The organism is Roseovarius tolerans, from assembly GCF_028885395.1.
GTDB classification, from domain to species: Bacteria; Pseudomonadota; Alphaproteobacteria; order Rhodobacterales; family Rhodobacteraceae; genus Roseovarius; species Roseovarius tolerans.
In genome coordinates, this window is the sequence record NZ_CP118494.1 from 57,929 (window position 1) to 80,633 (window position 22,705).

16 protein-coding genes are annotated in these 22,705 nt (G+C 55.7%); 10 read left to right on the plus strand and 6 right to left on the minus strand.

Translation table 11 applies throughout. The annotated features are described in order from the left end of the window. Positions 1–82: 82 nt before the first annotated feature. Positions 83–1,198, minus strand: a complete 1,116-nt coding sequence (locus PVU19_RS00275) for a Fic family protein (RefSeq protein ID WP_050664518.1) — start codon at positions 1,196–1,198, stop codon at positions 83–85. A gap of 855 nt (positions 1,199–2,053) precedes the next feature. On the opposite strand from PVU19_RS00275, the gene PVU19_RS00280 reads away from it, so the two are divergent. Continuing rightward, entirely contained in the window at positions 2,054–2,743 is a 690-nt protein-coding gene (locus tag PVU19_RS00280) for a hypothetical protein (RefSeq protein WP_274789843.1), read from the plus strand. Positions 2,744–3,207: 464 nt separating this feature from the next. Here the strand turns inward: PVU19_RS00280 and PVU19_RS00285 are convergent, their stop codons facing one another. The 4 genes from PVU19_RS00285 to tnpC form a co-directional block, all read right to left on the minus strand. Beyond that, positions 3,208–3,945, minus strand: a complete 738-nt coding sequence (locus tag PVU19_RS00285; protein ID WP_274789844.1) for a VPLPA-CTERM sorting domain-containing protein — start codon at positions 3,943–3,945, stop codon at positions 3,208–3,210. Positions 3,946–4,382: 437 nt separating this feature from the next. Then, on the minus strand, positions 4,383–5,105 hold the full coding sequence (locus PVU19_RS00290; RefSeq protein WP_274789845.1) for an AAA family ATPase: 723 nt from the start codon (positions 5,103–5,105) through the stop codon (positions 4,383–4,385). A gap of 983 nt (positions 5,106–6,088) precedes the next feature. After that, a complete protein-coding gene (locus PVU19_RS00295) occupies positions 6,089–6,394 on the minus strand; it encodes a hypothetical protein (RefSeq protein ID WP_274789846.1) in 306 nt (101 codons plus the stop codon). A gap of 207 nt (positions 6,395–6,601) precedes the next feature. After that, a complete protein-coding gene (gene tnpC / locus PVU19_RS00300) occupies positions 6,602–8,017 on the minus strand; it encodes an IS66 family transposase (RefSeq protein WP_274789764.1) in 1,416 nt (471 codons plus the stop codon). 157 nt (positions 8,018–8,174) lie between these two features. Between tnpC and PVU19_RS00305 the strand changes: the two genes are divergently transcribed. From PVU19_RS00305 to PVU19_RS00345, 9 genes are all read left to right on the plus strand, one after another. Further along, positions 8,175–8,954, plus strand: a complete 780-nt coding sequence (locus tag PVU19_RS00305; protein WP_082237966.1) for a VPLPA-CTERM sorting domain-containing protein — start codon at positions 8,175–8,177, stop codon at positions 8,952–8,954. Positions 8,955–9,223: 269 nt separating this feature from the next. After that, a complete protein-coding gene (locus PVU19_RS00310; RefSeq protein WP_050664235.1) occupies positions 9,224–9,445 on the plus strand; it encodes a hypothetical protein in 222 nt (73 codons plus the stop codon). Between the two features lie 488 nt (positions 9,446–9,933). Continuing rightward, entirely contained in the window at positions 9,934–11,664 is a 1,731-nt protein-coding gene (locus PVU19_RS00315; protein WP_082237968.1) for a type I secretion system permease/ATPase, read from the plus strand. Between the two features lie 10 nt (positions 11,665–11,674). Then, positions 11,675–12,988, plus strand: coding sequence for an HlyD family type I secretion periplasmic adaptor subunit (locus tag PVU19_RS00320; RefSeq protein ID WP_160316391.1), 1,314 nt, complete (start codon positions 11,675–11,677; stop codon positions 12,986–12,988). A 158-nt stretch (positions 12,989–13,146) separates the two neighbouring features. Next, positions 13,147–14,538, plus strand: a complete 1,392-nt coding sequence (locus PVU19_RS00325) for an efflux transporter outer membrane subunit (RefSeq protein ID WP_082237974.1) — start codon at positions 13,147–13,149, stop codon at positions 14,536–14,538. 134 nt (positions 14,539–14,672) lie between these two features. After that, positions 14,673–17,507, plus strand: a complete 2,835-nt coding sequence (locus tag PVU19_RS00330; protein WP_160316392.1) for a right-handed parallel beta-helix repeat-containing protein — start codon at positions 14,673–14,675, stop codon at positions 17,505–17,507. Between the two features lie 246 nt (positions 17,508–17,753). Continuing rightward, positions 17,754–19,283, plus strand: a complete 1,530-nt coding sequence (locus PVU19_RS00335) for an oligosaccharide flippase family protein (RefSeq protein ID WP_050664240.1) — start codon at positions 17,754–17,756, stop codon at positions 19,281–19,283. A gap of 226 nt (positions 19,284–19,509) precedes the next feature. Further along, positions 19,510–20,760, plus strand: coding sequence for an IS256 family transposase (locus PVU19_RS00340; protein WP_089280568.1), 1,251 nt, complete (start codon positions 19,510–19,512; stop codon positions 20,758–20,760). 240 nt (positions 20,761–21,000) lie between these two features. Further along, positions 21,001–21,612: an FkbM family methyltransferase gene (locus tag PVU19_RS00345; RefSeq protein ID WP_082238024.1), complete on the plus strand. Its 612-nt coding sequence runs from the start codon at positions 21,001–21,003 to the stop codon at positions 21,610–21,612. Positions 21,613–21,686: 74 nt separating this feature from the next. Here the strand turns inward: PVU19_RS00345 and PVU19_RS00350 are convergent, their stop codons facing one another. After that, positions 21,687–22,700 carry a lipid II:glycine glycyltransferase FemX gene (locus tag PVU19_RS00350; RefSeq protein WP_050664405.1) on the minus strand — a complete coding sequence of 338 codons (1,014 nt, stop codon included), beginning with the start codon at positions 22,698–22,700 and terminating at the stop codon, positions 21,687–21,689. Positions 22,701–22,705 lie beyond the last annotated feature (5 nt).

Here is a 22,705-nt window from a genome sequence, read left to right on the forward strand (position 1 = left end):
AGGCAACCTCGGACATCGACGGAAATCGAAAAGCGCATTGACAGATTAGAGAACAAAATACGCCCTCCCCGCCAACGATGCACTACCCACCCGGTCCATCTAGCATCAGCCAGTAACGCGTATATCGGCGTTCGCCGGTGCGTGTGAGAGCACCGATTTCAACAAGATCCTGGAGATCTCTCGTTGCCGTCGCTCGCGATGTCCCCGTGATCGAGATATAGTTCTCGGCGCTCAGTCCACCCTTGAAGCCATCTGGACCTTCGCGGAACATTCGCTCGATCGCCTTGGACTGCCTGACGTTTAGGTGCTCACGCTGCCTGTCAAAAAAATGTGCCTTGGCAATGACGAAGCCCACGCGGTCCAGGGTGACCTGCTGCGCTTCCAGAACGGTCTCTGCAAACCACATCAGCCAAGGCGTGACATCCAGTGTTTTCTCGTGCCGCTCAAGCTGATCGTAATAGTCCTTCCGTTTTCGCTCGATGGTGGAGGCGAGCGCGATCAGGCTAGGTTGGCCGATATTCTGAGCCAGGGACTTTTCGGCCAAGGCCCGACCCAAGCGACCATTCCCATCTTCAAACGGATGAATGCTCTCAAAGTAGAGATGGCTGAGACCCGCACGCGTCAGTGCCGGCAAGGGCTCTACGACACCCGGCCCTGTCCGATTGAGCCAGTCAACATACCGGTCCATCTCATCTGGAACCTGCGCGGATGGCGGGGCGTCAAAATGCACGACCGGACGATCAAGACGGCCAGAGACGATCTGCATGGCGTCCTCGTGCTGCCGGTATGACCCGATGGCCTCGAGGCGCTTGTCGAAGGCCAGAAGCATCTCATGCCACCGAAAAAGCGTGCCATGCTCGAGCGGCTCCGCATAGGTCGAGTAAACATCGACCATCATCTCGGCCACACCCTGCTCGCGAGGTTTGTTCGGATAGCTGTCAGGTTCCAATCCAAGGTGCCGACGGAGTGAGGATTGCACGCTGCGCCGGTCCAGCATCTCGCCCTCGATGGCACTGGTCTTCATGGCTTCATCGCTCAGAAGGTCGATGCAGAGTTGATCACGCTCGGACGGGTTCACATGGTGGAGGGCCCCCAGGACTTCGCCCGACGACATCAGGAAGCGCTGCTCGAGCGGTGCCAGTGCGGCCTCGTCATACCGGAATTCCGGCCAACCGGATATCTGCCAGTTCCATGCCATGAGTTATAGAATCCCTTTCTATAACTCACTAATAGACCGCGTTTGGGGTATAGAAGTCAATTCTATGGCTCACAGGGTCGTGAGGTAGTTTGTGAACTGGCCCCCATTTCGACCGGACACCTTGGCCTGAGCAGGGAGGCTTAGCCATCACCTCAGCCAAATCCACCAACGGCAGTTCAGGAGTTTCCTGTCTGTCAAAGTCCGTCAGAGACTCGGCCATCTTGATCCACCACGGCCGCAAGTATGTTGCGAACGATCTGATAGGTCGGCAGAAGCGGACAAGGACACATGTCCTGCATGGCGTTCCAATCAAAGACGGCCGGTATGAATCTCAAGTAGTATATGAACTGATGCGGTGGATGCCCCCACGCGCCGGCATCGCTTACCATGACGGTTTTATATACGCTTAGTGGAGGGCATATCGATGAAAACAAAGATCAGTATTTTGGCGATCGACTTGGCAAAAGGCAGTTTTCAGGTCTGCGCAGTTGGGCCTGATGGGGCGGTTGTCTTCAACCGGTCTGCGTCGAGAACCCGGCTGGCGATGCTTTTGGCCGACCAGCCAGCCTCCCGAACAGCATAAAGGGATCAAGCGCAAGACGCGCAAGCATTACTCAGCGGAAGAAGATCAGGTTCGTGCTGGCGGGCCTGCGCGGCGATGCCGTTTGGGGGAGGACGGCAACCACCCCACCTCCTTGGTCAGGTCAAGGTGTCCGGTCGAAATGTGGGCCATTTCACATGGCTATGTGTTGTAATTTTGGAACCCGGATATCTTCTTTTTCAGCGTACTGCGGATAGAATTGTCTGAAAAGAAACAATGCTTTAAGAAAGCATTGAAATTCATAGAGGCGAGCAATGACCAATAACCTTTCGCAGATCATTGTAGCTGTAGTTCTCTTGGGAATATCCACAGCGGCCTCAGCACAGAACCCTTATGTGAGCTTTGGTATCGTTGGAACACGGTCGCTCGTAGACTTTGGTGGGGTCAATACCAGCGGTAGCTTTCCCAACACGGACCAACAACGGGAATACACCTCTGGTGTTTCGCTGGCGTTCGGCTTGCAGGATCAGTTTGCGCTGGGCAATACATCCATAACGCCAGAAGTCGATTTCGCGTGGTATAGGGATTACAACACTCAGTCCGCAAGTTTTCCGGGTCTCCCTGCGCCAACCGCTTTCTACGACAGTTCAATCGAAACAGGCCGCTTCGGTGTGAACTTCTGGACCCCGTTTCATGCCGACGAAATCTGGCGCATGGAAGCAGGCGTGGGTTTTGGCGCAATGTACCGTGACATTTCAACGAACGACACTGTCGTACAAGGCCGGAAAGACGACTATGTGCCTTATGGCAAACTCGGACTCCGGTTTCTTAGAGAGGTGAGTGACAAAGGCTCTCTAACGTTTGGCACCAGCTACCTCTTCAGCGATAGCACAACTGTTCCGCTAAGCACGGTTTTCGGAGGTGCGCCTGCTGCCGGTGACCTTGAAGTTGAAACAGATCACGTCGAGATCACTATCGGCTACCAATTCAGGTTGGGAAAATAACAACTGATCTTGAGCTTATGGGATGAACTGCCTTCCCGACGAAGAGCGATGTCGACCAACCGCAGTGGCTGGTACATAACCAAGAAAATGTGATCGCGGGCACAATGGAATCTGCGGGCGACGAGTAGATTGATCAACGACTGATCGTCGTCTTGTAAGTCTGGACGGGGGCATGACCCTTGAGCGCCAATGAGCTAACGATACATGAGGCCACGCGACCTGCAATCTTAGCCAGGGGCAAATCAAAGATTCCCGGGTAACACCGAACGCATAGAAGCAGGAAAAACTCTCGCCAAGGGCGGTAAAAGGTTCGGGGTCGGACCAATAATCCAAACGGCTCTGGTTCCTACTGGACGCAAGTTCAGTGGCAGATCTAAAGTTGATGGTCTCGAGCAAATCCGGCGCCGATTCAATCAGCAGCATCAGGGGCGGGCGCTACCCTGCAGCAGATGAACCGCAAAGGTTCAGACGGCGGCCTTGCGCCGCCGAAGCGCCGCCAACCCACCCAACGCACCCAAAAACAGCAGCCCTGCCGCCGGCAGCGGAACGGGTGTAGCCGTCACCAGGTTCTGCTTCTTGGCGGCGCCCTCGCCCGTACTCTCGAAGAACGTCAAATTGAAAACTTTACCACCCTTGTACATATTCGCATCGCGAAGAAAGTAATTGGCCTGCTTGATGATGTCGGCCCCATACCCGTAACCATATCCGGATGATATCCTGAAATCGCCGGCACTCGCATCTCCATCATCGTCATAAAGTGCGTCCCACAACGCCACCTGGAAGCCTGCGGCCTCGATGCCGTCGGCGATATCGAGCATCCCATAATTCGCGTCGAAAACACTCTGAACGCGGCCACGTTGGTCCGGATCGAGGCCGAAACTGTTGCTGAACGGAGTGTTGGTCACTTTGTACTCGAAGGAACCGTTCGTTCCTAGGTTGCTACCTATATCGAGGCACCAGGCAAGAAACTCGGTCAGCGGATCGACGGCATCTGTTCGCATCTTGAACCCGAAGGCACCGGCAATCAGCGGCGTGTTGGCTCCCGAAGTAGCCGGGGCATTCTTGATTTTGACACCCTTGGCGTCATTACCAGAGCTTGCGCCGTGATACGTCAGATCAACCGTGCTAGCCGAAGCCCCGGCTGCCAGAAAGGACAGCGCGACAGCGCTCGCCAAACTCATTTTTTTGAACTGATACGACATGAAAACCCCTAGTTTCGATTATGTTTCGCCTTAGTATGGTCACAATTGCGCCAGCAGACAATCCCACCCTAAATCACAACCAGATTTTCAACCTCTGGGTATGATGATTGTTGCCCAGCACCTCGCCTATCCGCGACAAGCCAACGAACCAATTCCGATAAAGAAACAATGCGATGGCCATGGCATCACCCAAGGTGCGAATCGCCTCAGTCTGTCAGAGGTGGCTCGGTTGAGTTGAACAGGTTCCGTTTGGTGGCCTTACACCCCGCATCACGCCATTCAGACCACGGCCTTAGCGCCACTTCTCGTGCTGTGACTCCAGGGGCGCAGATCACGCCAGACATGCTATCTCACGCACCATTTCTGGCAAAGACAAATTGTTCCAATCCTTTGGCCCGTTCCAATTCATATGGCAGCACTGTATGCGACTAGGCCGCTCACTCCTTTGCCACTTGGCCCGCCACAAACGTGCTGGCCCGAATTCCTTCTTTCGCGCAGCAGCGCTTGATCTGATCCGAGTCTATCATCGGCTGTCTCTCTCGTCGCGCCTCGTCGAGCGCGACCATACAGGCAACGTTAAGTATGAGTGGGTTGCCTTGGCTGACGAGATAAAGCTCTTTCAAGGCTTTTGGAGTAAACGGCATCGTTTTGAAGCCAGCCACTGCGCAGCGATGATGCACATAGTCCGATGTATCCTCTTCCGACATCGGCCCGAGCTTCACAACAGGACTGTAAAGTGACCTTATTTCCGGATTCAGTTTATGGTCAAAATCTTCCCGACCAACCAACACAAGCTTGACGAGCAACCCCTCTTGCGTTGTTGCACAGATATCAAACAGCCGCTGTAGAGTAGACGCTTGGATCTCGTCCGCGTCGTCGATCATAAGGGTAGGCAGGCCATGTTGCATGTTGGCGCGTATCATGGTTGCGTCGAAAGTCGCCTTGTCCAGATCCGTATTGTTTCGAGGGGCAGACGCGCCGAGCGCTCGGAAAATGGCTGCGCGTGGCGTCGATTCAAGAACGGAGTAGTGCGAAAGAGTCCCTATAAGCCGCTTTGAATTTGTCTCGCTCGCAACTTTGCGTACCACCGTCGTTTTGCCAGAACCTTCGGGCCCAATGAACAGCGTCAAAGGCGCAGCGCTATTAAGCGCGAAATCCAACTGCTCGGCGGCAAGGCAATGCGCGTCACTCCAGAAATCGTACCTTTTCTCGGACGAAAAAAAGGGATTGTCTGCATCACTTGTCTGGCCTTTGTCAGATCTACCCAAAATGATCGCCTATTACGCTAGTCGTGAGAATTCCGCGCCAATTGAAAAGACAGCCGGTGATTGATTTTCATGTAGGATAACCGAACTCGACTATTCGCGCCCAATATTCAGCGTTCAGATCCGCAATTTCCTCCAGCGATGTCTCGATCGCCTTGTTGGTGTCGGAATCGAGCGCGGACATCTGTCCGACTTTGACAGCGTTCTTCCGATCTGCAATGCGAACTTTCGCGCAGTATATTGCCAAATCAGTCGCAGACAGCATGACACGAGCGTTCCGGGAACAGTAGAGAGGCCAAACACCACACACCTATTGAATAGTGGTCACGAAGACCGGAACTGGGATGGGAAAACCAGATAGGGCCTACGAGCTCAAAGCTCGATCTACAGATTTGGACCCGTTCCGCGGATCACGATATCGGCCAGCGGCTTCTGATAGCGCCACGTTGACAGGCCTTACAAAAGACTGCATTCGATCACATGCCAATAGGGTCAAGAGCTACTTGAACTACGGGCGGCAACCACAGAAGGCCCTAGTCGCCGCAGGAAGTGGCAAAATTCTTGAGTTGCATAACGATTTTGTTGAGAAAAATATACGACATGTTGAACGCAGTTCGTTCAACATTTTCGTTATGAAATGAAAGAGTAATGGGGAGAGCAGGGCTATCTTTGCGTTAGTTGCTGCACGCGTGCGGTGCTCTAGCCCTATGGTTTCAGGTGTTTTCCTCTACGCTTCCGCCAACGCCGTGACACTCGCACCATACTTTGGTCTGAGCTGACCCTTCGAGACAGCCTGTACCAACGGTGTAGCGTTCTGAGCCGTCTCCATTGCTGGTAGGCAGTCGGAATCAACTCGAGTATGGATCGGTTGGAATGAGTCAGGGCAAGGCCGAGAGGATCAAGAGGCGCAAGGCCAGATGTCTTACGCTCCTTTCTGAAAAGCTCTCAGAAAAGGCAGACACGTCATGCCGCGGCATGGCGGGATATTCTGTGCCTCGCGGCGTGCCATTTTCCGGATACAGGCAGGTATTCGTCACGTTTGGGCGGTCTTTTTGAGTATGCACGAGATCCGGTGCCACCGTCTGGCCAGTCGCACGACCTTTGCGGCCGACGATCAATACGCAGGTGATTTTCCCAATGCCTTCGTGACCGATCCGGGGTATTTCAGAGGGATTGTTCAGCATTCGTTAACAGTATGGTTAATTTTCTGACCGAAATCCGTGATTTTTCCGGGTGCAGAGGTTGCAGTGAATCACATGGGCAGGCAGGCTCGCCTTGTTTTCGCCATAATATGTCCTGCGGTGCGGGGCGTCCTCTGACTAATGGAGTATCAGATGAAGTTTTGTAACTCCCAAGCACCCTCTCCGATAAGGTTGTGCGGGGGGCTGCCTTCAGAGCCGAGCGATGATCTGAGATGGTGACAGGGTCAGGGTGTCGAGGACATTGAGCCCGTGTTTTCTGGCCGTCGAGATGACGGACCTGATGTCGGCGAAGACCTGCGCACCCTCAACTGTGCGGAAGGTGCCCGAGATTTTCATGCGCAGCTTCATCATGCGCAGGTCCTGTTCAGCCTGGTTGTTGGTGAAGGGGACTGCGAAGTCGGCGAGGAACCGCAGGACGTCGTCGCGGTAGTCACGCAGGCGGATGAGCAGGTTATGGCCTGGCCGCCTGGCTTGTCGGCCGCGGGTGCCGGGGCTTTTGGCCAGTGGGGGCTGACGTTCGTGGAAGGCGAGCCCTTCGGCGAGGATCGCCATGTATCTGGTGACGATACCCTGGCGAACCGGTTCCGGAAGTTCGGTCTCGCCTCGGTGCTGAGCCTCGCACCTGAGCTGATTGGCGCGGTTGAGCACCGCGCTCACCTCTCTCGCCCACGGCTCCTTTTCGATCTCTTCGATGGCCTTGAGTTCGCGCAAGTGATGCGCCCCGCAGAGGGCGTGGGCGTCGACCCCACTCATATGGGCGTAGTAGGGTTTCCAGTGATCATGAACGATCGTCCCGCCGGTCAGGAAGGTTGGAACGGCACCGCGCCTGGTGTCGATGCGGTAATGCGTGAAGGCGGTATCGCAGATCGAGTGCAGCCAGTGCAGCTTGCCGGCAACACGAAGTCCGGTCTCGTCCAGATGCCGAACGCCGCCTTTGGTGAGGCGGGCAAGAATGTGCTCGACCACGCCACCCAAGGTGTGCGCCGCGCGGTTCACCCAGTTGGTCACGCTGGCTGCGCACAGGCTGGTGGCCCCAAACAGGTCGCGCAGGAGCAGGCAGACCCGATCCTCGGGTATCAGCTGCTGAACATTGCAATAGACCGCCGCCGCCCGCATGCGCGTGCCGTATTGCACATGCGCGTTCACGCCATCGGGAAAGCCAGCCGTCGTCATGGCTCGACAATGGTCGCAACAATAAACCGCCGCCTGATGCTCGGTGACCTCCAGGCGCGGCGCGGGCAGGTCGAACACCTGACGCTTCTCCATCCCCTTCGTCATCTCCGCCGTCAGGGCGCGTTGACACGCGCCACAACGCGTCGCTTCATGCCGTTCGACAAAATCGGGTGTTGGCGTCTGGCGCAGGGTGTTGCCCCGGTGGCCAACCTGGCCGCCGCTTTTCTTGCCGGACTTGCCACGCAGGCTGCGCGGTGACGGTTTCTTCAGGCCATCACTCGAAGGGGGCTTGCTGCTATTGTTGCTGTTCTTGGCCAACTGTCGGCGCAGATCCGCGTTTTCTTCCGCCATGGTCGCCAACGCGGCTTCAAGCTCAGTGATCCTGCGCAGAGCCGTGGCGAGTTGTTGTTCAAGGGTGGTAAGCCGATCCATGCCACCACTGATTCAGAGAAATCGACCCGGCGCCACGGAATTCAGCCCGGAACGAAAACTTCACGCGCCGAATGGCAAATTGGACTCACCCCGAAACTGACAATAACCCCTACCGCGGGGGTGCTTGGGAGTTACGAAGTTTTTCAAAATTGCCGGAATGGTTCCTGCCTTGGCCGTTGTGGGGCTATTCGGGATTAGCGCCGATGTACAGGCTTCAACCATTATAACAAGTCAGACCTTTGATACAGACCCGCCCCTGTCCGCAACGCAGGAAGCGGGCAAGTGGTACACTGATCGCTTTGCTCCGGCGGGTTTCGAATCCGAAGTCTTCATGGGCGACGAACGGCTCGCACACACCATTTCCGAGGGTGACGGCGCGACCGGACGTCCTTCAAGTTTCTCCAGCGGGTTTTACAATACCCAAGGCCGTAAGTTTGATACGCCGGGCGCGACAAGGTTGTCGATCGACATGTTCATCGCATCTGAGTTCGAGGATGCAGGACGGATCGGTGGAATCTGGGGCACCGGTGTCGATGAAACAGATGCGATCACATCTTTCCCGATTATCGAATTTTCCGATAATGCGTTTCAAGTGTGGGATGGCGCTGCGTTCCAATCCGTGGGCACACCAACGGGTTTCGCTTTCGGTGAGTTCGCCAATCTGGCGATTGAGATCGTCATGGGCGGAGCCGAAATCAACTTTTCGGTGAACGATGAGCTTCTACTGACGGCGTTCAACGGCAGCGGAACCAAGACGTTCGCAAACGCTATTCTTCAGAACATCAACACAACTGACGGGGTCAACCGGACCATCTACTTCGACAATTTCGAAGCCACGGCGGCTGCCCCCATCCCGCTTCCCGCCGCCGGCTGGCTGCTGCTGAGCGCCATGGGCGGTCTGGGCATCGCCGCGCGCCGTCGTCGCAAGGCGGCCTGAACAGGGCTTTTGACGGGGCTGAGGCCCTGATCTCATGATAAGGGCCGTGGCTGTGAAGCTGCGGCCCTTTTGCCGTTTTGCAGGCTTTGCTGTTGCGCGGAAGACTCAAGACGCTTGGAAATGCCGCCCTCAGAGGGTTTCGTAACGGTTTTCTGACAGAATTATGCCGCAATTGTGCTTAGCTTTGGTCTCAAAGTAGGATTACCTTTACATGGGCGAGTTAGGTGCATATCTTCAATCATAGGTTGTGAGCATAAGAGAGGCATTCCATGATCATCGGGCTTATCCTGATCGGAACAGTGCTTGGAGGTACCGCAGGTGCCAGTGCTCTGCTGCTTGGCTACTCGATCTGGATTGCACTTTTGATCTATACCGCCATAGGCGCGACGAGTGTTTTTGGGCTGGCCGTATGTGTCGCCCTTCGCCCAGATCCTCGGGAAAGTGCCGAACAGGCCAAACCCTATGCCCTTACCGACCCGCAAGGCAGCTGATCCGAGCCAAGAGCAGCGACAAACCCGAATCATGTGCGTCATCATATTTCTCGGATAGCGAACAAACCGCTGCCTTTGCCTCCAAATCCTTAAAAAATTCAGCGCACGCGTGTACGTGCTCCCCTGAGCGGCCCAATAATTCTTCCAAGGGTTGCATATTGGCGGATTCCTTTAACTCCATATCAGAATATGGGCTCCTGCTAATTACAGCGCTCAGGGGTCTCGGCCTCACCGCCCGCCGTCGGCGCAAGGCTAGATGACAAAAGCTCCCACTCACAATCATGGCGGAAGCCCCCTTTCGGCGGCTGTTTTCGTTCATTTGCCGCGTTTGGGTAGATTTCTGCGCGAAAAGCAGCCGAAGATCGGGTTTCCGCCATAAATTCGCCATTCCGCTGTGGAAAGTCTGTAGACAATCGCGCGACAGGGACAGGATTGTCGCTTAAAGTGAGCGCGAAACTGGTAGGCAGTACAGGCATTGGCGGAGCGGCATGCGGCATAAGAAATCGACGAAAAATGCTTATCTAGAAGCGTTACGGGGGCTGCGCAGGACATTCGTGCTGGTGGGGCTGTTCAGCGCCGCCATCAACCTGCTGATGCTGACCGGGCCGATCTACATGCTGCAGGTCTACGACCGTGTGCTCTCGTCCGGATCGGTGGCAACGCTCCTGGGGCTCTTCGGAATCGTCATTCTGCTCTACAGCTTTCTGGGGCTCTATGACTTTCTGCGAGCGCGTCTCTTGTCCCGTGCTGCGTTGCGTCTCGATTCCAGAGTGGGGGACGAGGCGTTTCGGTTTGCCCTGCGCGCAGGGTCTATCGGGGCGCGCTCACGGGTTGACCCGCGTGCACAGCCGGTGCGCGATCTGGAACTGGTGCGCGGCTTCATGAGCAGCCCGGCGGCTACCGGTCTCTTCGATCTGCCTTGGATGCCGCTCTTTCTGGGGCTGGTCTTCCTCATTCATCCCTGGCTGGGCTGGCTGACGCTGGCCGGGGCCGGGATCGTGGCGGCGGCGGCACTGCTCAATCAGATCATGGCCCAGAAATCGATTCACCAGGCGATGTCGATGGAAGGATCAGAGCGCAACCTTGTCGATCAGGCCCGCAATGATGCGGAAACTCTGCACGCGCTCGGCATGCGCGAGCGTCTGGTCGCGCGCTGGCGACAGATGCATGATGCGACCCTGGCGACAGGCCAGGTGGGCAGCGATCGCTCCGAAGGTTTCGCCTCCTTCTCGAAATCCTTTCGGCTGCTTTTGCAATCGGCACTTTTGACCCTCGGGGCGTTCCTGGCCCTGCGGCAGGAGATCACCCCGGGCATGATCATCGCCACCTCGATCATCGCCGGCCGGGCGCTGGCACCGGTCGATCAGGTGATCGGTCAATGGCGGGCCATCGGGCGCGCGCGTGAGGCACATCGCCGTCTGCGCGATATCTTTGGCCAATTGCCCGCCGAGAAGCCGCGGGTCGATCTGCCCGCACCTGCGGGTGACCTCCGGGTGACAGCCCTGACCAAACTGGCCCCGGCCGGACCGGAAGCGCAGGCCGATCGTGCGCGTATTCTCGACCGGGTCACTTTTGCCTTGTCGGCGGGTGACGGTCTGGGTGTCGTCGGCAACAGTGCAGCAGGAAAATCCACGCTCGCCCGCCTTCTGGTCGGGGCCTGGATGGCGGATGCGGGCGAGGTGCGGCTTGACGGGGCCACGCTCGATCAGTGGACCCCGGAGGCTCTTGGACGGCATATCGGTTATTTGCCGCAATCCCTGCACATGCTGTCTGGCAGCGTCGGCGAGAATATCGCGCGGTTCGATCCCGAGGCGAAAGACCCCGATATCATCGAGGCCGCGCGTATCGCCGGGGTGCATGAGATGATCCTCGGCCTGCCCGACGGCTATGCCACCCATATGGACCGGATGACCCATCCCCTCTCGGGTGGCCAACTTCAACGACTGGGTCTCGCGCGGGCCGTCTATGGTGCGCCGCGTCTCATCGTTTTGGACGAGCCCAATTCCAATCTCGACGCCAATGGCGACGATGCTCTGGCGGAGGCGATCCGCACGATGCGCGCCAAGGGCTGTGTGGTGATCGTGATGGCCCACCGGCCAAGCGCTCTTGCTTCGGTCAACAAGATCCTGCTGTTGCATCAGGGACGGATGGCGAAATTCGGCGACAAGGATGAGGTGCTGCATGGCACTCCCCGTCCGGTCTCAGTTGTGGCGCAGTGAGGGCATCGAGATGACCGCAGACGCATTTTCCGCCCCGCCCCTCAAGACAGACCTGACGCGTGCAGGCCGTCTTGGCATCCTTGCCGGTCTGGCATTGCTGACTATGGTCTTCGGCTGGGCCTATATGACGCCGATCAGCGGCGCGGTCATTGCCTCCGGCTCGGCCGTCGTGCGCGGCAAGCCGAAGATAGTCCAGAACCTCGATGGCGGGATCGTCGAAGAGATCCGTGTCAACGATGGTGACCTGGTGCGCGCGGGCGATGTACTATTACGGCTCGACCCGACACTGCTGCGCATCAATCTGGAAATGTATCGCAATCGCCTCGCCGAAACCCGCGCCGAGATCAGCCGATTGCAGGCTGAACAAATGAATACCGGGGATGTGGTCTTCGATTACGACACCACATATCTCGACGGGCTGCCGCTGGCGCAGATCAATGCAGGGCAAGCGGAGATTTTCGACGCCCGACGCGAGGTGATGAAGGGCCGCAAGGATCAGCTCCGCGAGAAGGTCGCGCAGTTCTACAACCAGATTTCCGGTGTCGATGGGGTGATCAAGGCCAAGCGCGATCAGCTGACCTTTATCGAGCAGGAGCTGGGAGATGTCAGTGCGCTGCACGCGGAAGGGCTGGCGCGCGAGGGACAGGTGCTCGAACTGCAGCGCTCGCGAGCGCGGCTTCTCGGCGAGATTTCCGAGCATCAATCGGAACTGGCCCGAATCCGCAATTCCATTCGCGACACCGAGCTTGAGATCCTCCAATCGGAACGGCAGTTCAAGGAACAGGTGGTCACCGACCTGCGAGAGGCGGTGATGGAGGGCGAAGAGCTGCATTTGCAGATCGTCACCGCCCGCAAACAGCTTGACCGGATCGAGGTTGTTTCACCGGTAGATGGCATCGTGCATGAAATGCAGGTCTTCAATTCCGGCGGCGTCGTGCCGCCGGGCGAGACGATCCTGCAGATCATTCCGATTTCGGACGGGGTGGATTTCGAGGTGCGTGTCGATCCAAACGCGATTGACCAGGTCATACAGGGGCAGACGGCCAAGGTGGTGTTTACCACCTTCAACGCCCGCACCGCCCCCGAAATATTCGGCGCAGTCTCAAGTATCTCACCTGACAGCATTACCGATCCGGCGACGCGGCAAAGCTATTACCGTGTGACCCTGGCCATTCCACCCGAGGAACTGCAAAAGCTGGGATCTCATGACATCCTGCCCGGCATGCCGATCGAAGCCTATCTCCAAACCGGCGAGCGTACGGTATTGAGTTACCTCACCCGACCGCTGAGTGACCAGCTGCGTCGCGCCTTCCGGGACGATTGAGCCCTCCTGAAGTGATGCGTCAATGGCACAAGCTGCGATCTTCATACAGTAAATCTTGTTTTAAAAGGCATTTCAGGGCATGCTGAACCAGAGTGGTCGTGTGTGATCAACCGGAGCCAAAATCCGGAACGCATGCGCAATGAGGCAGGATATTTATTATGGTGGGCCGGATCGGGCGCAGGGCGTCACCCATATTCGTTGCTCTGACTGGGCTGTCATTCTTGGCAGGCTGCTCAAGTGAGCCTTACAAGGCACCCCTGTTTTCTTTCCTGTCCTCTTACAAGTCCGCAAAGAGCGGAGCCCCGGTGCTGCTCAGCAATACCGACTGGTGGACAAGGTTCGAGGATCCCACTCTGAACGCCCTGGTCGAGACCGGGTTGGAGGGAAATCTCAATCTCGACATCGCCAAGGAGCGGGTGAACGAAGCAAAAGCAATCCAGCGCAGCGTGCCGACATCGGCGTTTCTTTCGCCGCGGGCCGGGGCCCGTCGCGAACGCGACGAGTTCGGGCGCACCGATACTGTCGGCGAAGCCTCATTGGGCTTTGAATGGATCCTCGATATCTATGGCGGACGCCGGGCCCAGATCGATGCAGCCGGTGCCCGGATAGAGGTCGCCGATGCCGAAGTGGATGCCGCCCGGCTCCTGCTGCTGCTCAATATTTCCAACGCCTATGTGGACCTGCGCTATCAACAGGCGAGCCTGCGCCTGCGTCGCTCGGAACTGGCTTCGCGGCAACAGACGCTGGAGTTGATCGAGCGCCTGCAGGAAGGTAATGCCGCCACCCGGGTCGATGTGGTCAAGGCGCGTGCGCTCGTCTCCGAGACCCGGTCCGAAATTCCCGGAATCAAGGCCGCGATCGCTGCCGCCAAGAACGAGATCGCGGTGCTCACGGGCAAGGTGCCCGGAACGCTCGCGCTTGACCTCGATCACGCCGCGCGCCAGCCGCGCGTCTCGCTCTCCCCCGAAGTGGGCATACCAGCTGATCTCCTGCGCAATCGCCCTGATATCCGCGTGGCCGAGCGCAGCTACTATGCGGCCTTCCGCGATGTGGCAGGCGCGCGGGCCGATCTCTATCCGCAACTGTCCCTCAGCGGCACGATCACGCAGACCTCGTTATCAGGATCTCGAGGAACCGAGTATTTCTTCGGCCCCGCGCTCACCTTCCCGATCCTGCCGAACAGCGCCCGGCGCGCCACGGTTGATCAGCGCGAGTCTCTGGTCCGGCAAGCCCACACACGGTGGCAACTGACCGTGCTTGAGGCCATTCGCGATGTCGAAACCTCATTGGGCGATTATTCTGCGGCGCTCTCGGCGCAGCGCGCATCGGAAGAAACCGTGCGGCTCTACAAAGAGGTGGTCACGCTGACCCGCCAGATCGTCACTGGAGACGGCGCCACCATCCGCGACCTGATCGACGCAGAACAAAGCGTCGCCACCGCCAACACCGCCCTCGCCGAAACCCTCCGCCAGGTGGGACGCAGCTTTGTGGAACTCAATGTGAACCTGGGGTCGGGACATGCAGTGGGGGAGGAGGTCGCTGCGAAGTAGGCGGCTTACTGCCCAAAACGACACAGAATCAAAACAACCTTCCGCCATAGTACTGTCTCAGATAGGCCACTCTCGCTTGTTCTATTCTCAGCGAGAGAGACGAGTCTCATCCCATGACACAGGCGGAGTCCCAAATGTCCAAAATCTTTTCGGTTTCAAACTCGGAAGAACTCATGAACGCCCTAGCTTCGGCCACGGGTGGCGATACGATTGAGTTGGCGGGGGCAGATTATGGGAATCTGAACCTGAACCATCAGACCGACTTTGATTTCACCTATGACAGTCCCGTTACCATCGTTTCCTCTAACGCAGACAGCCCAGCTTCGTTTTCGTCGATGAGTATGGTAGGCGCGTCCAATATTGTTTTCGATAGTATCCAATTCGATTATACATACCAAACGACTGACGCGCTTTGGCATAAGCCATTTTCAATTTCCGACAGCAATAACATTACTATTAAGAATTCGGTGTTCGATGGCGACGTGGCCTCGGAAACTGGAACTTTTTCTGATGGCTATGGTACTGGCTTCGGCTTGACCGTTTGGTCATCATCAGACGTGACAGTTGACAACACCGAGTTCAAATCCTGGTGGAAGGGAGCGGCATTCTCCCGCTCGACAGATCTTACAATAACGAACAACGACATTCATGACATTCGTTCAGATGGTGTAAACTTCTCGGAGGTCCAGTCAGTACTTTTTGAGGGTAACCATATTCATGACTTTAGGGTTTCCAAAGAAAGTGGTGACCACGCCGACATGATTCAGGTCATTTCGACAACCCACGCAGAAACAACGACGGCAGATCTGACAATTCGTGGAAACATCCTGGACATCGGTGAAGGTGACGTCACCCAGATGATCTTCATGGCGAATGGCAAGTATGACCTGACCAAAGACAATGCGTGGCTCTATCAGGACATCACAATCGAAGACAACTTGATCCAAGGATCGCATATACACGGGATCTCGGTTGGGGCAACTGACGGAGTGACCATCCGCAACAATACGATGCTTGATGCCAAACATCCTGACGGGGCTGCCGCACCTGTTATACGTACCAATCAGTCGATCAACGTTTTGATTGAGGATAATGCTGTGCCTGGGATTGCGAATGCTGATAGTCCAGACCCAACTTGGACCATTCAGAACAATCTAATCCTGCAGACCGTTTCATCAGGGCTTCCCGGCTACGACGACGACCAGTTCATCACATCTTCCACAACTGGTGGGGTCGGAGCGTTCATTCTTGATCCCGATGGGGAGCTTGCAACATCAGGTGTAGGCGTTACCTGGATGGGCCTCGATGCATCGCCTGACACACTTGCGCCCCAATTTGATGTCCACTCCAAAGGTACGGACAGTCAGACTTTGGTCTTTGACGCGAGCCACACCTATGGTCCGAGCGGGGCAATTACCGCAGATGATGCAAAATTTTACTGGACGTTTGGAGATGGCACCAAGGCAACTGGCCAGATCGTTGAGCACAAGTTTGGAGCGGCTGGCATCTATGATGTGACTTTGGAAGTGGCCTTGAAGGACGGAACGACGGGCACGGCTGCAAGCAATGCGCGTGTTATCGGAGGCGATGTGCTTACATTCAACTCTGACGATGGAACGTTTTATCTTCAGTCTTACGGCGAGGAGGAAGCAATTGCGGGAACTGATGTCGCCTCCGCCAGGGGAGACAGCGGTGGGATGACGGTTGACTTGAGCGCGTCAGAAAGTTTGACTGAAATTCGTGCAAATAATCTCAACAATTTTCTTGGAAGCAAGAGTTTTGACCTCTCAATGTCATTTGAGGCCGATCAACCCGGTATCAGCCAAGGTTGGTTGCTTCACCACCACAGCGTTCTTACGGTTAAGATGGATAAATTCGGCGATATTCTAGTTTCTCTTTGGAATGATGCAGGGACAACGTTCAACCTTAAGAGTGCTGGTCTGAACCTCAATGACGGTGGAGTCCATTCTTTCGAGATTCATCTGGACGATGAGAGTGATACCATTCAGCTCTTAGTTGATGGCGCGCTCAGAGACAGCACCGAGTTCAGCGGTGAGTTGTCACAGGGTATCAATCACAGTTTGAAGTTTGGAAGCCCGTGGGGCGGGTCCTTCGATGGACAGATGCATTCCTTTGATTTGGATATTACTGCGTCAGATTACTCCGTCTACGAAGGGACAACTCCTTTGACCTCTGAAGAGGGGAAGCCTGATGCACCTGTGGTTGAAGAAGAAGGTCAAAGCGATAATTCGGTAGAGGCGGCTCCTGATTCTTCAAACAGCCCGACAGAGACACCTGAGTCAGAGACCACTCCGGATGAGGGATCAGACACGACTGCACCCGAAAGCTCACCCGATAAGGACGCTAGTGCACCGCTGTGGAAACTTGACGGTTTCGAGATCTTTGAGCACCTTGAGAAGCCGAACCAAACTGTAAAGTTTGGCGACGATGCGCATGTTGCTGATCTTCTGGACCAAAGTACCCTGATCCTTGATGGGGACAAAGACCACATCAAGTTGGGTCGTATTGAAGAATACGAAACCTCCGACAAGATTACTGTCGATTTGGAGTTCCAGCGCGGCGATGCGGACGGCCACGACATTCTTTTCTGGAACCATGGACGGCTTGGGGTCTCAATGAACGGCGACATGCTCGAGGTTCGGGTTGGACAGGTAGATAATCCGTTTCACAGTGGGTTCAGGATCATGAATTCGGGATTGAATGACGAAGACACCCACAGCCTCCGGATTGTTGCTGATGGCGAGTCGGATCGTTTGCAGATCATTGTCGACAATGAGATCGTACTGGATGACAGCAGTCGCGACCTTGATCTCATTCAGGCTGACTTGGGCCAGTGGGGTTATATGATCGGGACACCTTGGGCCTCGACATTTGACGGCGCGGTAACCGGGCTTGAGATAGACGATAGTGCCCAGTTCATCCCTGAAGATCCGATGTTGAGTGTGTGAAAAATCCGAGGCGGGTTTGCCCTTGAAACGGGCGATCGGACCAGGGGTTTGCCTCCATTTTGAACCATGGAGGCAAACCCGTCGCGGGTCACGACCACCATACAAAACTCGGCACTCAGCGACCAATAGACGTTTAGTTCTAGAACATTGCTTGATTTGAGAAGATATACCGCTCAAGCAAGGGATACTGGCCAATAATGGTGAAAGAGTTAAGACTCTTTCGGGTTCAAACAGAAATTTTGCGAGATGAGTGCTGAACGTCAAGGCTCAAGGGACCCCGGGATCAGGGCAAAAATCAGTACTGGCGCGCTTCTCCATTTTGGCTCCAGCGTCGGGGTGCGGCTACTGGGCATCATAACGGTTGCTGTTCTGGGGAGACTTCTGACACCTGCGGATTTCGGCATCTTCGCGTATGCAGTCTTTGTCAGCACGCTTACGGATTCCTGCTTCTATCGTCATTTCCATTTCTCCCTGGTGCGGTTGCCGCAGGTAACAGAGAAACATCTCGACACACTCTTTACCTTGCGCCTGCTGACCGGCCTGATCATTGCGGGCGGGATTGCTCTGTCTGCAAAGCCGGTGGCGGTATGGGTCGATTCACCTGAACTCTATGCTGTTTTGAACTGGATCGCGATTGCCCAGATTATCGGGACGTTTTCGAGCCCACGCTTCATGCTCTTGGAGAAAGAACTGAGGTTTGCCCCTGCCGCATTTCAGGTCATTTTGGTACGAACCCTGACCACTTGTTCCGCGATTGCACTTGGCTTTGCCTGGGGCAATTACTGGGCGCTGGTAACGGGCCTCGTCCTGATGCCAATCATTACGCTTCTTCACTCCCATTGGGTTGCACCGTATCGTCCACGGGTGAGTTTGGTAAAATGGCGTGCTTTCTTGAGATTCGGGCTTTGGGTGATGTCCGGCAATCTGTTCAACTTTCTCTCGATACGCGTAGACCGACTACTCCTTGGTCCCTTTGCAGGGATCGCCGCAGTGGGTATTTACCGGATGGGGGTAGATATTGCTGAACTTGGAACGCAGCAATTCGCCCAACCGATGGAGCGGGTGATATACCCGGGATTGGCGACCAAAGGTCAAGACAAGTCCTCATTGATGAATGCCTATCTCGAGACCCAGTCGGTTGTCATAGGTGTGGTGCTTCCAATGGGTCTGTTGACGGCATTGAGCGCCTCAGAGATCATTCGGATTGTGGCAGGCCCTGATTGGCTGGCAGCCGCTCCTGTGATGTGGATTCTGGCCCCCCTTATTGCCCTCACTACGCTCGAGGGTGGTGTCAAGGCCCTGATCTATATTAACAATGCACCCGAGAAGATCTTCTTTCGGAATCTGCTCATCTTTTGCGTTGCCATGCCCCTCCTTATCGCAGGCGTAACCCTGGGTGGTTTCGAGGGGGTCATTGTGGCGAGCGCAGCTGTCAAGATCTTCGCCCTGATATTGACCCTCAGGCTTGCGGACAAGGCAACCAATACAAGTTTCTTTGCTCCGTTCCTGCGCGCCTGGAGGAGCTTTTTCGCAGGGGCCTGCATGGTTCTGGCCATTGCCTTGGTGATAAGCTGCGGGCCATCGACTACTGCCGATACGAGCGTCTCAGCGGCTGCGGTGTTTCTGGCATTCAAGGCCAGTCTGGGTATTTCTATCTATCTTGCTATGCATTTCATACTCTGGGCTATGAGTGGGTGCCCCAATGGGATAGAGAGTTTGGCTGTTGCTCTGCTACGAAGAGCCAAGTCTCGGGTTCTACGTCCGGCAGCCAGATGAGATGAGCTATTCGGGATTTTGGGTGACGCGGCTTGACCACTCCGCCGGTATTGTACATGATCTTACAGCTTATTCAGGGGTTTCGCAGTGATCAGATCATTAACAAAGAATTATCTTGAATACCTTATCGGTGAGATAGGCGCGAAAGTTGGTGACGCCCTGAGGGGCGGCATATCATGGCGGTGTTCAGACGCCGCGATTCTCTGCTGAGAAAAGGATATGCCCCATGTCAGAGACTACCATTACTCAACTGCCCGATCCATCGGGATTTAGCGCCGATCCGTTCACGGATGTCATCCGCGATGGCGCGCGCAAGCTGATTGAACAGGCGATCCACGCCGAGCTGGCCACACTCATGGCGGCCTTTTCCGGAGAAAGACTTGAGGATGGGCGGGCACGCCTGGTCCGTCATGGTCACTTGCCTGAGCGCGAGGTAATGACCGGCATTGGTCCGGTGCCCGTGAAGGTGCCGCGGGTTCGGGATCGGGGTGCTTACGAAGACAAGATCACCTTCACGCCCAGCATCCTGCCACGTTACCTGCGCAAAGCGAAATCTATCGAAGAACTGCTGCCTTGGCTTTACCTCAAGGGCGTGTCCACGGGCGATTTTACCGAGGCACTTGAAGCGCTGCTGGGCCCGAATGCCAAGGGTCTATCCGCCAAGACCATCACGCGCCTGAAAGCCGATTGGTGGCAGGACTACGAGGCTTGGCAGAAACGCGATCTTGGCTCGCGGCGGTTTCTCTACATCTGGGCAGACGGAGTCTACTTCAAGCCGCGAATGGCTGAGGAAAAACAATGTGTTCTGGTGGTTGTGGGCGCAGACGAATATGGCCGCAAGGAACTGCTGGCCATGACCGACGGCTTCCGCGAGAGCACTCAAAGCTGGCGCGAGGTTCTGCTTGATCTTAAGCGGCGTGGCCTGAAGCAGGATCCAAAGCTGGCTATCGGCGATGGTGCCATGGGGTTCTGGACAGCCCTGCGCGAGGTGTTCGCCACGACGCGGGAGCAACGCTGTTGGGTCCACAAGACCATGAACGTGCTGAACGCGATGCCGAAATCCGTGCAAGCCAAGGCCAAGGGTCATCTGCACGACATCTGGCAGGCAGAGACAAAAGCCAAGGCCAACGCAGCCTTCGATTTTTTCGTCGAAACCTACGGCGTGAAATGGGACAAGGCGGTCGCCAAGCTGGTCAAGGACCGGGATGCGCTGCTGACCTTCTACGACTATCCGGCGGAACAGTGGAAACACATCCGAACGTCAAACCCGATCGAAAGCACTTTCGCCACGGTCCGGCACCGCACGAAACGCACCAAAGGATGCCTCAGCCGCAAGACCGGGCTGGCCATGGCCTTCAAGCTGATGATGTCAGCGCAGAAGAAATGGCGCAAACTCGACGGACAGAACCGCCTGCCCGAGATCATCCAGGGGGTTGAGTTCCGCGATGGGATCCGCCAACTTCAAACTGCCGCCTGATCAGGCATCACCAACTTTTGCCCATATCTCCTTATCGGTTCTAAGAAGGCACTGAATTTCTTTTTTCGGATTATTTCTCAAAATGGTGCACGACTCTACACTCGATCAGGCGACGTTGCATTTGTTTATGACCCCTCAGAGTTTATTGGCCGGAATATTTTCGAGAATGGAGAGTTCCAACGCGCCGAGATCGAGAACATCGCCAAGATAGCTGTCACTGAGCGCCGAAGCGATGGTGTGATGCTGGAGATTGGCGCCAATATTGGCACATCGTCAATCTACGCAGGCCTAACTGGTCGATTCACCAAGATTTTAGCTGTGGAGGCCGATGCCAGAAATTTTGACCTCCTGTGTACTAACATCCGGATCAATAACCTGCAGGATGTAATTATGCCAGTTTACGCAGGGGTCTCGGATCATATGGGTGAAGGACTTCTGCAACGCCATGCTCTGCATTCAGGCATGTCAACTCTCGAACCAACGGAGAATTTCTTTGCCCAAGGTACGGTTTCTGGCGAGCAAAGCGTTTCCTTGCGAACAGCGGATGATATTCTTAGAGAGGCTGGAATAGAGCCAGAAGACGTAACTCTCGTTTGGATGGACATCGAGGGGCATGAACCTAAGGCATTTGTCGGCATGTCGGAACTTTTGTCGCACAAGCCGGTGATCTATTTTGAATATTCACCTCACCGCTATTCGGATGACGAAGTGAATTGGATACAGAAAAATGTCGTCGATGCCTATGACAAAGCAAGGTTATATTCGGACCAATGGTATGATCTACCGGAAAACGGATTACACGGATTGAACCCAGAGGAACACAGGTTCCACATGAATGTGCTGGTATGTTAAGCCTGATAAGTGAGATCTAGGCCTAGATGTCGGCTCGCTTGTTAACCTTGGATGCCGAGCGATTATCAGATGATCTACCTTCTCATCCATTTTCGAAATGCCTCGGCCCTCAGGACAAGATGCGGTACCGGCCCTGCGGGTTGGGCCTGAAACGGCCCCGGGGCCAGTATTTCTTCCCCACCTGTCCTGCGCTTGAATCGGGTTACGTCAGGATTGCTCTCTTCGTCTATCCCGCCCAAATCGAATGTCTCCATGCCCTCAGCCAGACCAATCAGAATAGCATTCCAAATCACGAAATAGCCGGCATTCAATCGCCGCCCAGCCTCTGGTGTCGCTCCGAAAAGATAGACCATTCTACGCCCGGCCCGGCCAACCGTGATTGTGGCGAGGTCTTTACCCTCCCGGTGTGCGATCAGAACGTCATGGTCAAAATCCGGTCCACTGAGTTGATAGTAGAAATCCGGAGGGATATCGGGCTGGAAGCCTTTGACCGTCTGCACGGCGTCATAGAGCGCTGCAAAGCGTCCAGATAGCTCTGACATTGGGCCTCGGTCCAGCTTAATCTCGTTCTTCAACGCACTCCTGAGGATATTGCGCCATTTCCCATGCAGGCCCCGCATAAGCGCCTCTTCACCCGGCTTGAGGTCTATCAGGACTGTGCTATAGGCCGCCGCACGATCCGTTTCTACAAACCCTGAACTCAAGGCCAGATTACTCAGCGCAGCGGCATCGCCTTCTGCAGCAATGGGCAGACGAAGCCTAAGAATATGGCCTTTCTTATCGCAGATGTGCTCTCGAAGCGCCGTGAGTATTGAGCCCAGGTCATCATGTCGACCTGTGAGCGGCTGAATGAGCGGCCCTGAAGCAATCCAGGCAATCCCTCGCCCCAATCCAGGCAGCGTCTTGATCCGAAGGCAAGCGGCGGCCACTGGGCGACCGTCTCTCTCCAATACCACAAATTCCGCCTTGGCGCCAATACGATGTGCCGCAGCGACGCCATACGTCAGCGTTTGTTCATATGATAGGTCTTGAAAGCCCGCAGTTACTTGGGGCCAAGCTTCGGCAGGTATGTTGCGCACAGTCAGCATCTTGC